The 14114-nt window shown below is 69.4% G+C and carries 14 protein-coding genes; 2 read left to right on the top strand and 12 right to left on the bottom strand.

Going from position 1 to position 14114, the window contains the following annotated elements; translation table 11 throughout:
* Positions 1–99: 99 nt before the first annotated feature.
* Positions 100–468: a hypothetical protein gene (locus IFT79_RS00135; protein WP_159826802.1), complete on the bottom strand. Its 369-nt coding sequence runs from the start codon at positions 466–468 to the stop codon at positions 100–102.
* A gap of 272 nt (positions 469–740) precedes the next feature.
* Here IFT79_RS00135 and lexA point away from each other — a divergent pair, with 272 nt between their 5' ends.
* Positions 741–1454, top strand: a complete 714-nt coding sequence (lexA, locus tag IFT79_RS00140; RefSeq protein ID WP_192122620.1) for a transcriptional repressor LexA — start codon at positions 741–743, stop codon at positions 1452–1454.
* A gap of 34 nt (positions 1455–1488) precedes the next feature.
* Here lexA and hflX read toward each other — a convergent pair whose 3' ends face one another.
* Positions 1489–3036 carry a GTPase HflX gene (hflX, locus tag IFT79_RS00145; RefSeq protein WP_123571780.1) on the bottom strand — a complete coding sequence of 516 codons (1548 nt, stop codon included), beginning with the start codon at positions 3034–3036 and terminating at the stop codon, positions 1489–1491.
* 76 nt (positions 3037–3112) lie between these two features.
* On the opposite strand from hflX, the gene IFT79_RS00150 reads away from it, so the two are divergent.
* Positions 3113–3733 carry a class I SAM-dependent methyltransferase gene (locus tag IFT79_RS00150; protein WP_123571781.1) on the top strand — a complete coding sequence of 207 codons (621 nt, stop codon included), beginning with the start codon at positions 3113–3115 and terminating at the stop codon, positions 3731–3733.
* Positions 3734–3777: 44 nt separating this feature from the next.
* Here IFT79_RS00150 and dapF read toward each other — a convergent pair whose 3' ends face one another.
* The 10 genes from dapF to IFT79_RS00200 form a co-directional block, all read right to left on the bottom strand.
* A complete protein-coding gene (dapF, locus tag IFT79_RS00155) occupies positions 3778–4656 on the bottom strand; it encodes a diaminopimelate epimerase (RefSeq protein ID WP_056048080.1) in 879 nt (292 codons plus the stop codon).
* Complete coding sequence (miaA, locus tag IFT79_RS00160) at positions 4653–5564, bottom strand: tRNA (adenosine(37)-N6)-dimethylallyltransferase MiaA (RefSeq protein WP_192122621.1); 912 nt, start codon at positions 5562–5564, stop codon at positions 4653–4655. The genes dapF and miaA overlap by 4 nt, the downstream gene beginning before the upstream one ends.
* 1 nt (position 5565) lies before the next feature.
* Positions 5566–7143 carry a tRNA (N6-isopentenyl adenosine(37)-C2)-methylthiotransferase MiaB gene (gene miaB, locus IFT79_RS00165; RefSeq protein WP_192122622.1) on the bottom strand — a complete coding sequence of 526 codons (1578 nt, stop codon included), beginning with the start codon at positions 7141–7143 and terminating at the stop codon, positions 5566–5568.
* A gap of 37 nt (positions 7144–7180) precedes the next feature.
* Positions 7181–8002, bottom strand: coding sequence for a regulatory protein RecX (locus tag IFT79_RS00170; RefSeq protein WP_192122623.1), 822 nt, complete (start codon positions 8000–8002; stop codon positions 7181–7183).
* Entirely contained in the window at positions 7999–9060 is a 1062-nt protein-coding gene (recA, locus tag IFT79_RS00175; protein ID WP_056048091.1) for a recombinase RecA, read from the bottom strand. The genes IFT79_RS00170 and recA overlap by 4 nt, the downstream gene beginning before the upstream one ends.
* Before the next feature lie 294 nt (positions 9061–9354).
* Positions 9355–9579, bottom strand: a complete 225-nt coding sequence (locus tag IFT79_RS00180) for a DUF3046 domain-containing protein (RefSeq protein ID WP_192122624.1) — start codon at positions 9577–9579, stop codon at positions 9355–9357.
* Between the two features lie 70 nt (positions 9580–9649).
* The gene (locus IFT79_RS00185; protein ID WP_043596680.1) at positions 9650–9958 is read right to left on the bottom strand and encodes a helix-turn-helix domain-containing protein; all 309 of its coding nucleotides are present in this window, start codon (positions 9956–9958) and stop codon (positions 9650–9652) included.
* Positions 9959–10107: 149 nt separating this feature from the next.
* Complete coding sequence (locus IFT79_RS00190; protein ID WP_192122625.1) at positions 10108–10599, bottom strand: CinA family protein; 492 nt, start codon at positions 10597–10599, stop codon at positions 10108–10110.
* Entirely contained in the window at positions 10596–11243 is a 648-nt protein-coding gene (pgsA, locus tag IFT79_RS00195) for a CDP-diacylglycerol--glycerol-3-phosphate 3-phosphatidyltransferase (RefSeq protein WP_192122626.1), read from the bottom strand. Before pgsA ends, IFT79_RS00190 begins: the two co-directional genes overlap by 4 nt.
* A gap of 3 nt (positions 11244–11246) precedes the next feature.
* A complete protein-coding gene (locus IFT79_RS00200) occupies positions 11247–14087 on the bottom strand; it encodes an FtsK/SpoIIIE family DNA translocase (protein WP_192122627.1) in 2841 nt (946 codons plus the stop codon).
* Positions 14088–14114 lie beyond the last annotated feature (27 nt).

Genomic DNA, 14114 nt, shown 5'->3' on the forward strand with positions numbered 1-14114 from the left:
CACCATCGTACGGGCGGGCCGACAGTGTGTCGGGTCGGTCGCCACCGAACGAACACGATGGCCGTGGGCCGGACTACCCACCTCGTCGGCGGCGGCAGTTCAGCGAGTGTACTGAGCGGGGACGGCGAGGCTCTGCCCGGCGGAGACCTCGGCGCTCGGCAGGTTGTTGAGCGAGACGAGGTCGGCGATGACGTCGCGAGGATCGGCGTCGGGGTCGATCTCCGAGGCGACCTGCCATAGCGTCTCGCCACCGTCGACGGTCACGTGCTGGAAGTCCGCGCGACCCGTCGTGTCGGACGCGACGGCGCCGCCACCGTTGAGGACGAGCGCACCCGCCACGACGACGAGCGGGACCGCGACGAGCGCGGCGACGACCGCGCGGCCCCGCCGGGTGATGCGCAGACGCGTGCGCACGACTCGGGTCGAGTCGACGGGGGACACAACTGCTGATGCTGAGGTGACGCTCATGAGGTGGTCCTTTCACCGTGGAAGACAGGGGACGAGTTCGTGCCCGGCACTCGGCCGGGAATGCCGGGCACGAAGACGTGTTCCGAACATACATTCGATTGCCGAGGCTTTCAACCCCAGCGACGGGTATCACAGGAGGGAATCGCTGTGGATCGGGAAGCGATAACGCGACACACTCGAACATGTGTTTTGTCGACACCGCCCGATCGGATACGGTTTCGATCGGTGGTAGGAGTCAAACAGGGACCACCGACATCGACGGCAGGAGACCCATGAGCGACCCGAAGCGCACCCCGCAGGCGGCCACCGACGCCCCCCGTCAGCTCGATCCGGGCGTCCTCCCCCGCAAGGAGTTGACGGCGAAGCAGGCGTCGATCCTCGCCGCGATCACCGAGAGCATCGGACACCGCGGGTATCCCCCGAGCATGCGCGAGATCGGCGACGCCGTCGGCCTCAAGTCTCTGTCGAGCGTCACGCACCAGCTGAACCAGCTCGAACTCGCCGGCAAGATCCGCCGTGACCCGAACCGACCCCGAGCCCTCGAGGTCCTCGTGGACGCGACGGCGCCGGCGGTCGCCCCGGCCACCGTCTTCACGACGAGTGACGACGGCGACACTGCTCACGTCCCCATGGTCGGACGGATCGCCGCCGGCATCCCCATCACGGCCGAGCAGCAGATCGAGGACGTGATGCCCCTGCCGCGTCAACTCGTCGGCAAGGGCGAACTGTTCATGTTGCGGGTGGTCGGCGACTCGATGATCGACGCGGCCATCTGCGACGGGGACTGGGTCGTCGTGCGGCAGCAGCAGGACGCCGAGAACGGCGACATCGTCGCGGCCATGCTCGACGACGAAGCGACCGTCAAGGTGTTCCGCCAGCGAGACGGCCACACCTGGCTGCTTCCCCGGAACAGCGCGTTCGAACCCATCGTCGGCGACCATGCGCAGATCGTCGGCAAGGTCGTCGCCGTGTTGCGCTCCGTCTGATCTCTTCTCGACGGTGGCGACCCGCCCCNCGGCGTCAGCGCCCCACGCCCACGGGAGCCACGTAGGGCGTGAGCCCGGCGACGTCACTCGGGTAGACACGCGCGTGGACGCGGGTGCCCTCTTCTTCGTAGTCCGTGCTGACGATGCGGCCCGAGTCGTGGAGGTGGGAGACGACGTCGCCGCGGTCGTACGGCACCAACAGGTCGAGCTCGATCTCGGGTTCGGGCAGGACGGCTGCGATGCGGGCGAGCAGCTCGTCGATGCCCTCACCCGTCCGTGCCGAGACGAAGACCGCCGTCGGCTCGAGCCCGAGCAGGACGAGACGCTGGTCGTCGTCGACGAGGTCGCTCTTGTTGTAGACGACGATCTCGGCGATGTCACGACCGTCGACCTCGGCGATGACGTCACGGACGGTGGCGAGCTGGGCGGCGGGGTCGGGGTGCGACCCGTCGACGACGTGCACGATGACGTCGGACGCCTCGACCTCCTCGAGCGTCGATCGGAATGCCTCGACCAGCTGGTGAGGGAGGTTCCGCACGAATCCGACGGTGTCCGCGTACGTGAAGGGACGACCGTCGGCCGTCACGCTCTTGCGGACCGTCGCGTCCAGGGTCGCGAACAGCGCGTTCTCGACGAGGACGCCCGCGCTCGTCAACCGGTTCAGGAGGCTGGACTTCCCGGCGTTCGTGTATCCGGCGATGGCGACGGTGGGCACCTCGTTGCGGTCACGGTTGGCCCGCTTGGCGTCGCGGGCAGGCTTCATCTCTTTGATCTGCTTGCGGAGCCGGGCCATGCGGGTGTGGATGCGGCGCCGGTCGAGCTCGATCTTGGTCTCACCGGGCCCGCGGCTGCCCATTCCGGCACCCGCGCCTCCGACTTGTCCACCGGCCTGGCGGGACATCGACTCGCCCCAACCGCGGAGACGGGGCAGGAGGTACTCGAGTTGGGCCAGTTCGACCTGCGCCTTGCCCTCCCGGCTCTTGGCGTGCTGGCTGAAGATGTCGAGGATGACGGCCGTGCGGTCGATCACCTTGACCTTGACCACGTCCTCGAGGGCCCGTCGCTGGCTGGGGGCCAGCTCGGTGTCGGCGATGACGGTGTCGGCGCCGAGGGCCGCGACCGTTCCGCGCAGTTCTTCGGCCTTGCCCTTGCCCAGGTAGGTGCTCGGGTCCGGGTTCGGCCGTCGCTGCAGCAGTCCGTCGAGCACGACCGCCCCCGCCGTCTCGGCCAGGGCAGCGAGCTCGCGGAGGGAGTTCTCGGCATCCGCCATCGACCCCTGCGAGTAGACGCCGATCAGGACGACGTTCTCGAGGCGCAACTGGCGGTACTCGACCTCGGTGACGTCCTGCAGTTCGGTCGACAGGCCCGCCACGCGGCGGAGGGCCTGGCGGTCGTCGCGCTCGGACTGATCGCCGTCGGAGTCGCCGTCGTGGTGCAACGAGCGGGTCTGGATGGCCTGAGCCGGCGAGAAGACGGTGTAGCCGGATGCCCTCTGGGCCGCACGATCGAGCACGCGCGCGACGACGTCGTCGGGCTGGTCGTTCCGCTCCGGATCGAGCGGGGTCGTGGTGTGGTCTGTCATCGGGGTGATACTAACCCTTTCGGTGTGCGGAGAGCAGGGAGCGAGGCCCTGCCCGATGTTCGGTAGGTTGGCGACCATGGCCAGCGAGCACTACTTCTCCCCCCAGCCCGGCAGCGCGGCCAAGCCCCGGACGATCGAGGTCGTCCTCGCGGGCCGGGAGCTGACCCTGACCACGGCTGCCGGCGTCTTCAGCCCCGGCCGCGTCGACCCGGGCACCTCGGTCCTGCTGGGGGGCACGCCGACGCCGCCGAGGGCGGGCCATCTGTTGGACGTCGGGTGCGGGTGGGGCCCCATCACACTGAGCCTCGCGTTGTCGTCACCCGACGCGACGGTCTGGGCCGTCGACGTGAACGAGAGAGTGCTCGACCTCGTGCGCGAGAACGCGCGGTCGGTCGGCCTCGAGAACGTCAACGCCGTGACCCCCGACGGTGTTCCCGACGATCTGCGCTTCGCGACGATCTGGTCGAACCCGCCGATCCGGGTCGGCAAGGCCGAGCTGCACTCCCTGCTCGAACGGTGGCTCCCCCGCCTCGACGCGGGGTCGGACGCGTGGCTGGTCGTGCAGAAGAACCTGGGGGCCGACTCCCTGCAGCGCTGGATGAACGAGACCATGACCGGCGTCGTGGACGTGACCCGCGCCTCCACCAGCAAGGGATACCGGATACTGCGCGCCGAGCGACTCACCGACGCCGACTGATCGGACTCTTCTCGCCGAGGTCTGGACGCCGCCCCCGGCGCGGCTCAGAGCTCGAGCGCGCCGGTGAAGACCAGTTCGGCCGGCCCACTGAGCGAGACGTGCTCACCATCGGCGTGATGACTCACCGACACGCCCACGACGCCGCCGGGGACCTCGACCAACCAGGCCTCGGGTGCCGAGGCTCCTGCCCAGTACCGCGTCGCCAGGGCGGCCGCTGCCGCACCGGTGCCGCACGACAGGGTCTCGCCGCTGCCCCGCTCGTGGACACGCATGCGGATGCGACCCAGCCCGTCGACCACGAGCGGGTCCGCCGGGACCACGAACTCGACGTTCGCCCCGTCGGCCGGGGCCGGGTCGACGATCGGCACGTAGGTCAGGTCGAGACCGTCCAGTTCGTCGTCGCCGGCGAGTGCCACCACCACGTGGGGGTTGCCCACCGAGATCGGCAGGCCGGGACGCGCCGCGTGCAGCTCGCGCGCCCGCACGACCGGATCGTCGTCGCCGAGCCTCCACGGCCCCAGGTCGACGCGGAAGCCCGTGCCGTCACGACGCACCTCACGCGCGCCGGCCCGTGTGCCGACGACGAGCACGTCGTCCTCGCCCAGCTGCACCAGCCCCCGCTCGAGGAGGTAGCGCGCGAAGACACGGATGCCGTTGCCGCACATCTCGGCCGGGCTGCCGTCGGCGTTGTGGTAGTCCATGAACCACTCGGCGCGGGGCTCGGTCTCGAGCAGGCCCGCCTCGGTGGACAACGCCGCCGTGCGGACCGCACGGATGACCCCGTCCCCGCCCACCCCGAACCTCCGGTCCGCCAGGGCCCGGATCATGGCAGGGCTCAGGTCGGTGCCCGCATCGGGATCGGTGAACAAGACGAAGTCGTTGCCCGTGCCGTGCCCCTTGGTGAACTGCAGCGTGGTGGTCACCCCAGGATTCTAGCCACGGCCCGGTCGACCGCCTGGGCGTCGCCCGAGCGGGACCACTCGACGTCGTCGTACCGGCGGAACCAGCTCGCCTGGCGGCGGGCGTAGCGACGGGTGAGGGCTGCCGTGGCATCGATGGCGTCCCCCTCGCCGAGCTCACCCCGGATCTGGGCGACGGCCTGCGCGTAACCGATCGCCCGGCTCGCCGTGACCCCTCGCTCGAGCCCGAGGGGAAGCAGACCCCGCACCTCGTCGACGAGGCCGTCTCGCCACATCTGGTCGACGCGTCGGTCGAGACGTTCGACGAGCACGGGGCGCTCCTCGGCCACGCCGAAGACGATCGACGGCCGCCACGGTGACGACTTCTCGGGCAGCGTTCCCGAGAGGGGACGGCCGGTGAGGTCCCCGACCTCGAGCGCCCGGACGAGACGTCGGGCGTTGGAGGGCCCGATCGACGTGGCGGACGCCGGATCGCGCTCTCTCAACAAGTCGTACAGCGCCCCTGGCCCCTGCTCGTGGGCGATCGCCTCGTAGCGACTCCGGATCGCAGGGTCGGTGCCGGGGAACCGGAAGTCGAACAACACGCTCGAGACGTAGAGCCCGGACCCACCGACGAGGACCGGCACCGCCCCGCGCGCGACGATGCCGTCGATGAGGTCCCTGGCTTCGCGTTGATACCATTCGACGCTCGCCTCGTCGGTGACGTCGAGGACGTCGAGGAGATGATGCGCGAAGCCTCGCCGTTCGGCGACCGGCAGTTTGGCCGTGCCGACGTCCATGCCCCGGTAGAGCTGCATGGCGTCCGCGTTGACGATCTCGACCGTCTCGCCCCGGGCCGACAGTGCCTCGGCGAGGTCCAGCGAGAAGGCGGACTTCCCCGTGCCCGTCGCTCCGACGATCGCGACCAGCACGTCAGCGGAGGTCGTCGGTCGTGCTGTAGATCGGCGTCGTCGCCACCCGCAGCGTGGGCAGACCGAGGCTCACCCTCGCCGGCCGAGCCGAGAAGGCGCGGGTCGCGTCGCCCCCGGACGGCACCCCGCACGAGGCGGCCTGCGCGGCGTCCCAGGCATCGCCCGCCCGCGTGCGACGGACCTCGTAGAGGGATTCGGGACCCTCGACCGCATCGGCGAGCAGGTAGAACGGCGCGGCGTCGGTGATCCTCACGCTGACGACGTCGCCGGGTCGCGGAACGGCAGCACCCGTCGGCACCTCGAAGTGGACGAGACGGCTGTCTTCGGCGCGACCCGAGAGACGGTGGGTGGAGGCGTCCTTCCGCCCCTCGCCGGTGGCCACGAGGACCTCGACGGGACGCCCGACCTGGCGACGGTTCTCTTCGGCCGAGATGCGGTCCTGAACCGCCGTCAACCGCTCGAACCGTTCTTGGACGACGGCCTTCGGGATCTGGTCGGCCATCTCGCCCGCGGGCGTCCCGGGGCGCACCGAGTACTGGAACGTGAACGCCGAGGCGAACCGGGATCGCTCGACGACCCTGAGGGTCTCGGCGAAGTCGTCCTCGGTCTCGCCGGGGAACCCGACGATGATGTCGGTGCTGATCGCGGCGTCGGGCATGGCCGCGCGCACACGATCGATGATGCCGAGGAACTTCTCGCTGCGGTAGCTGCGTCGCATGGCCCGCAACACCCGGTCGGACCCCGATTGCAGGGGCATGTGCAACTGGGGCATCACAGCGGGCGTCTCGGCCATGGCGGCGATGACGTCGTCGGTGAAGGACGCCGGGTGCGGGCTGGTGAAGCGCACCCGCTCGAGCCCGGGGATCGCGCCGACGGCCCGCAGCAACTTGCCGAAGGCGAGTCGATCGCCGAACTCGACACCGTACGAGTTCACGTTCTGCCCGAGCAGCGTCACCTCGACGGCCCCGTCGTCGACGAGCGCCCCGACCTCGGCGAGGATGTCGCCGGGGCGGCGGTCCTTCTCCTTGCCTCGGAGCGAGGGGACGATGCAGAAGGTGCAGGTGTTGTTGCAGCCGACCGAGATCGAGACCCAGCCGCTGTGCGTGGACTCGCGCTTGGTCGGCAAGGTCGAAGGGAAGACGTCGAGCGCTTCGAGGATCTCGAGCTGGGCCTCGTCGTTGTGCCGCGCGCGTTCGAGCAGCGTGGGCAGGGCACCCATGTTGTGCGTACCGAAGACGACGTCGACCCACGGCGCCCTGTCGAGGATGACGTCCTTGTCTTTCTGGGCCAGGCACCCGCCGACGGCGATCTGCATGCCTTCGTGCTTCTTCTTCAGGCCGGCGAGGGTCCCCAGGGTCCCGTAGAGCTTCTTGTCGGCGTTCTCGCGTACTGCGCAGGTGTTGATGACGACGATGTCGGCCTCGGCTCCGTCGGCGGCCACGTAGCCGGCCGCCTCGAGTGAACCACTCAACCGCTCCGAATCGTGCACGTTCATCTGGCACCCGAAGGTACGGACCTCGTACGTGCGGGCCGGGCCGTCGACGGGCGAGGGGATGCTGGTGGTGGCGACCGTCGTCATGGTGACTCAGTGTAGATCGCCGCCACCCCCGAGCGGATCACTCGAAGCGGACGCCGCCCCGACCGCTGCCACCCCGAGGCAGGGCCTTCTCGATGGCACGACGCACGACCTCGGAGCGGTACCCGCGGCGCATCAGGTACCCGTTGAGACGACGCTCCGCCGTCTCGCGGTCGAGCCCGCGCAACGAACCGGCCCGTTTGCGAGCCCATTCGTCGGCACGTTCTTGCTCTTCGTCGTCGTCCGTGTCGGACAGCGCCTCGTCGATGATCGACGGATCGATTCCACGGGCGCGTAGTTCGGACGTGACGGCCCCGCGGCCCAGCCCCTTGCGCTCTTGCTTCGACCGGACCAGGGTCGCGGCCAGTTCGCTGTCGTCGAGCAGGCCCACCCGCTCGAGCCGAGCGATCTCGTCGGCGACGACCGATTCGTCGAGGTCACGCGAGAGAAGCAGCTTCTCCATCTCGTGAGAAGACACACCACGGCGCGAGAGGGCGTGCAGGCTGACGTTCTCCGCCCGTCGCTTCTGCGCTTCGAGGTCCTCCGGCCCGTCGTCGGGCTGATCGTCGAACCCGGTGGCCTTGGGCCGACCGGCCGCGCCCGCTCGAGAACCTCGCGCGGACGGGTGGTCGGCCTCCGAGGCCAGCGGGGACGCGTCGCCGACCCAGTGGGCGCTGATGGCCGTCAGGACGGCTTCGGAATCGTGGGACGGAGCGTCCGAAGCCGCTGGAGCGACCCTCTCGCCGGACGTCGACGATCCGGTCGCAACACCGAAGAGGGGCGTGACCGGCGCGAGCCGCCCGCTGTCGACGCCGTCGACAGCGGAACCCGCCCCTGTGGCGTCGTCGTCGCGCGTGGTCATGCGCCCTTGCGAGCGGCGATCTTGGCCTCGATCGACTCGACGGGCGCTTCGACGGGCTTGGCACCGCCGACTCCGAGCTTGGCGAGGATCTTCTGCTCGATCTCTTGAGCGATGGCGGCGTTCTTGATGAGGAAGTTGCGCGAGTTCTCTTTGCCCTGACCGAGCTGGTCGCCTTCGTACGTGTACCAGGCACCCGACTTGCGGACGATGCCGTGCTCGACACCGAAGTCGATGAGGCTGCCCTCGCGCGAGATGCCCACACCGTAGAGGATGTCGAACTCGGCCTGCTTGAAGGGCGGAGCCATCTTGTTCTTGACGACCTTGACGCGGGTGCGGTTGCCGACCGCGTCGGTACCGTCCTTCAACGTCTCGATGCGGCGGATGTCGAGACGTACGGACGCGTAGAACTTGAGCGCCTTTCCGCCGGCCGTCGTCTCGGGGCTGCCGAAGAAGACACCGATCTTCTCGCGCAGCTGGTTGATGAAGATCATCGTGGTGCCGGTCTGGCTGAGCCCACCGGTCAACTTGCGCAATGCCTGTGACATGAGTCGAGCCTGCAGACCGACGTGCGAGTCGCCCATCTCACCCTCGATCTCGGCACGCGGCACGAGCGCGGCGACCGAGTCGATGACGACGAGGTCGATCGACCCCGAACGGACGAGCATGTCGGCGATCTCGAGAGCCTGCTCACCCGTGTCGGGCTGCGAGACCAGCAGCGCGTCGATGTCGACGCCGAGCTTCTTGGCGTACTCGGGGTCGAGAGCGTGCTCGGCGTCGATGAACGCAGCGATGCCGCCGTTGCGTTGGGCATTCGCGATGGCGTGCAGGGTCAGGGTCGTCTTGCCGGACGACTCGGGACCGTAGATCTCGACGATGCGGCCACGAGGGATGCCACCGATGCCGAGAGCGACGTCGAGGGCGATCGAGCCGGTGGGGATCACCGCCACGGGAGCACGCTCGTCGCTGCCGAGGCGCATGACGGCGCCCTTGCCGAACTGGCGGTCGATCTGGGCGAGAGCCGTCTCGAGTGCTTTCTCGCGGTTTTCAACTGAGGGCATGTCGTTCTCCTTCGTGGTGGTCGTCCGTGCGCCTGTAGGCTGTCGCGTCGACGCCGACCGGTGGTGCAAGGTCGTCGTCGCTACGACAAGGCTGGTGTCGCCGGCATGTGCCGGTGACGCGGGACGTCGATGCGAGAAACGCTACGGGCCACCTCCGACATCGCAGTGGCGGTGGGGGCCCGACGTACAGAACTCGCTCGTCCACGTCCTTGTGGAGGACGCTACCACCCGTCCGAACAGGTGTTCGACCCATCGGCCTCGGCGTGTCGAACACACGCCCGACCGGACTGCGCCTCAGTCCGTCGGTTCGGGCAACCCCACACCGTGGCGACGGCCCATGGGGACGCCCTCGGCGTCGCAGAGGGCGAGCCACACGTCGCGGGGTGACTCGCCCTGCGCGATCGCCTGGTCGGCGGTCCTGTCACCGAGCGACTGGATCACGAGATGCCGGGTGACCACCCGACCGTAGGCTTCTCCGAACTCGTCCTCGACGGCCCGGGCGAACTCGCTCTTGCGCATCAGACGAGGGTACCCCGGACGACGAACGCCCCCGGCGGGAGCCGGGGGCGTTCGTGGCGACGAAGGACGGTCAGCGGACCGCGAGGTCGGAGTCGAACTCGGCGACGAGGTCGTCCGGAAGCGTGTCGGGGATCGGGTTCAGCCCCTCGATGACGGCCATGCGGTCACCGACCTCGCGCATGATGACCGAGATGGGCGTCTCGAGGGCGTCCGCGACGGACGCGAGGATCTCGGAACTCGCTTCTTTCTGACCCCGCTCGACCTCGCTGAGGTAGCCGAGGGCGACGCTGGCCTTGCTCGCGACCTGACGGAGCGTGCGACCCTTCTGCAGACGGAAGTCGCGAAGGACGTCGCCGATTTCTTGACGTACCAGGACCATGGGACCCTCCTTCGGGGACGACCCATCTGCCGGGATGGTTGCAGATGGGGGACGGCGGGTGGTGCTCGGACCGACTGACCACGACTGTAGCCATCGGGGACTGTGCACCTGTTGTGAACTCGAGAGATGTAACGAGACCGAAACGCCGGCTATTCCCTCGTCTCGACCAGCCATCGATCGAGTGCTGCGAGGGATTCGGAGACGGTGGCGTTTCGGATGGCCTGCCGGTCGCCCGCGAGCGAGAGCTCGGCGACGCGGACGTCACCGGGCACCGCCATACCGACGAAGACCGTTCCGGGTGCGTGACCGCCCTGGGGGTCGGGACCGGCGACGCCGGTGGTCGCGAGACCGATGTCGGCCGGGTGACCGCCTGCGGCCAACCGATCCCGAACCCCGACGGCCATGGACGCGGCGACGTCGGGATGCACGGGTCCGTGTCGCGCGAGCAGTCCTGGATCGACCCCGAGGAGCGTGTGCTTGAGCTCTGTCTGGTAAGCGACCACCCCGCCCAGGACGACGGCCGAGGCTCCGGGCACGGACACGAGTTCGGCGACCAGGGCACCGCCGGTGAGGGACTCGGCGACGGCGACCGTCAGCCCCCTGCTCGTCAACTCGGCCACGAGGTCGGCAGCCACGGTCATGCGGCGGTCCGTCCGTGCTTCATCGCCACGCGCAGGTAGTCCGCCCCGGAGACGAGGGTGGCGACCGTGGCCGCCGTCATGAGCACGCCGTTGACCCAGTGCATGCCTTCTCCGACGACGTTCCAGAGGGGGAAGAGCGCCAGCGTCACCGCGACGGCTTGCAGCACGGTCTTGACCTTGCCGCCGCGGGAGGCCGGGATCACCCGGTCCCGCAGGACGGCGAAGCGGTAGACGGTGATGCCGACCTCGCGGAGGAGGATGAGGGCGGTGACCCACCACGGCAGCTCACCGAGGATGGTGAGCGAGACGAGTGCGCCACCGATCAACACCTTGTCGGCGATCGGATCGACGATCTTGCCGAAGTCGGTCACGAGGTCGAGGCCACGGGCCAGCATGCCGTCGAGGCTGTCGGTGAGGATCGCGACGACGAACAGGGCAGCGGCCCAGACGCGGAGTGAGCCGTCGGCCCCGTCGTCGATCAGCAACCAGGAGATGAACAGCGGCGCCATGAGTATGCGCACGACGGTGATCACGTTCGCGATGTTGCCGGTGCTGGCGGGCCCGGGCCCTCTCGAGGCCACCCGCCCTCGGAACGAGAAGGCCGAGCGTGGTGCCGTCGGGCGGGAGGCGTCGTCGTGGCTCATGGTCTACTCCCTGCCGGTCAGGTGCCAGGCGTCTTCGCTGCCGGCGTCGTCGTCCTCGGCGTACCCACGGGTCATGGCCTCGACCGGATCGCCGTCGTAGTCACCGGCGTCGGCGCGCGCGGCGGAAGAGGACCCCGAGGAGGCACGGCCGGCGCCGGCGTCGGAGGCCGCGTCGCCCCCGCGCAGCTTCGCGAGCACACCGGGGAGCTGCTCGGTGGTGACGAGCACGTCGCGAGCCTTCGACCCTTCGGACGGACCGACGATGTCTCGCGACTCCATGAGGTCCATCAGGCGGCCGGCCTTGGCGAACCCGACGCGCAGCTTGCGCTGGAGCATCGACGTCGAACCGAACTGCGTGCTGACCACGAGCTCGGCAGCCGCGAGGAGCAACTCGAGGTCGTCGCCGATGTCACCGTCGATCTCGCGCTTCTCGACCACCGCGGCGACGTCGGGGCGGTAGTCGGGTCGCGCCTGGCGGGTGACGTGGGCCACGACCTGGGCGATCTCGTTCTCTTGAACCCAGGCGCCCTGTACGCGCATGGCCTTGGAAGCACCCATGGGGAGGAACAGCCCGTCGCCCTGACCGATGAGCTTGTCGGCCCCGGGCTGGTCGAGGATCACCCGCGAGTCGGTGACGCTCGAGACGGCGAACGCGAAGCGCGAGGGGACGTTCGCCTTGATGAGTCCGGTCACGACGTCGACCGAGGGGCGTTGCGTCGCGAGAACGAGGTGGATTCCGGACGCACGGGCCAGCTGGGTGATGCGGACGATGCTGTCCTCGACGTCGCGCGGAGCCACCATCATGAGGTCGGCCAACTCGTCGACGACCACGAGGAGGTAGGGGTACGGCTTGAGCTTGCGCTGACTGCCGACGGGGAGGACGATCTCGCCACCGACGACGGCGCGGTTGAAGTCGTCGATGTGCCGGAAGCCGAAGCTGGCGAGGTCGTCGTACCTCATGTCCATCTCTTTGACGACCCATTGCAAGGCCTCGGCGGCCTTCTTGGGGTTCGTGATGATGGGCGTGATCAGGTGCGGCACGCCGGCGTAGATCGAGAGCTCGACCCGCTTGGGGTCGATCAGCACCATGCGGACGTCGGTCGGCTTGGCGCGCATCAGCAACGAGGTGATCATCGAGTTGATGAAGCTGGACTTACCCGACCCGGTGGCGCCGGCCACGAGCAGGTGCGGCATCTTGGCCAGGTTGGCCACGACGTAGCCGCCCTCGACGTCCTTGCCGACGCCGATCGTGAGCGGGTGGACGCTCTTGCTCGCCGCTGAGGACCGCAGGACGTCGCCGAGGGCGACGATCTCTTTGTCGGTGTTGGGGATCTCGACGCCGATCGCACTCTTGCCGGGGATCGGCGACAGGATGCGGACCTCGTTGGAGGCCACCGCGTAGGCGAGGTTCTTGGTCAGGGCGGTGACCCGCTCGACCTTGACGCCGGGACCGAGTTCGATCTCGTACCGCGTGACGGTCGGACCGCGCTTGAGGCCGGTCACCTTGGCGTCGACGTTGAACTGGTCGAGCACCTGGCTGATGGCGGCCACGATCGCGTCGTTCGCCTCGCTGCGGGCCTTCGCGGGCTCGCCGACCGACAGGCTCGAGGCGGCGGGGAGGCGATACGGGGCGCTCTCGGCACCGTCGTCGATCTCGTCGAGAGAGGGCGGTGCCGCTTCGTCGGGGTCGACCGCCAGGAAGTCGGCCGCTGCGTCGCTCTCGCCGACGGGCTCGGCCGGGACGACCGGGAGCACCGTGGTCGACGCGGTGGGCTGAGCGGACGGGACGTCGAACCCCTGGGCACGGACGGCGTCCTCTGCCCGATCGAGGTCGCCGAGGAGGTCGGCGGAGAAGACGTCGGTCGGAGCCGTCGTCGGCGCGGCGGAGCCTGCCGCACCCGCCGCGGCGGCGTTGCCCGCGTCGTCCACGCTCGGCTCGAAGACGGGCTTCTTCCGTCGACGTCGTCCGGACGTCTCGGTGGCGGACGACTCGTCCGCCTTCACGAGTGGGGTGTCGTATGCGGGGTCGTCCTCGCGCTGGTCCTTGTTCCGCCGCCACCAGGGCAACGACTCGGACTCGGCCAGGTCGACGAGGTCGGGATCGGCGTCGGCCCCGTCCGCAGCCGAGGTCGTCTCGCCGAAGAGGTAGGAGTAGAGCTCGCCCAGACGGCGGTGGATGCGGTTCGGCGGCGTCTTGGTGATGATGAGCAGCGAGAACGCCAGGAGGATCACGACGAGAGGGACCGCGACCCACTCGGTGGCGAGAGCGACGAGCCAGGACGCCACGACCCAACCCAGCACGCCGCCACCGGTGGCGAGGGCCCGGAGCCCGGCGGCGGCCTCGGGTTGACCTCCGAAGATGTGGCACAGAGCGCTGATCGAGACGATGGACAGGCCCAGTCCGATGCCGATGCGGGTGTTGTCGTGGACGGACGCCGGGTGCCGGAAGAGCCAGCCCGCGAAGAGGATCATGATGACCGGCAGGGCGTAGGCCACCCGCCCCACGAGCCCGCCGAAGGTGTAGGCGTCGAAGCCGACCGCGAGGGGGCTGGTCGGGTTGAGCCACTCGACGACGGCCCCGGCGATCGCGAGCAGCACGAGTAGGAACGGCACGCCGTCTCGCCGCTCGTCTTTCGCCAGGGACTCCTTGCCCAGGAGCCGGAACGCGCCCCCGGTCAGGTGCGCGAGCCCCATCCACGCCGTCACGAACGGCCCTGGGCCGTCCGGGACCGGGTCGGGCTGACGGGACGCGGGCAGCTTCTTGGTCGCCTTTGTGACGCCGGAGGTCTGCGACGCTCGCGACGACGAGCGAGCGCGCGCGGTCGACTTGGTGGGCGTGGCCATGGGCTCCAAGGTACCTCTCGGCACCGA

The sequence above is a fragment of the Frigoribacterium sp. CFBP 8759 genome (assembly GCF_014841655.1).
In the GTDB taxonomy this organism is placed as follows: domain Bacteria; phylum Actinomycetota; class Actinomycetes; order Actinomycetales; family Microbacteriaceae; genus Frigoribacterium.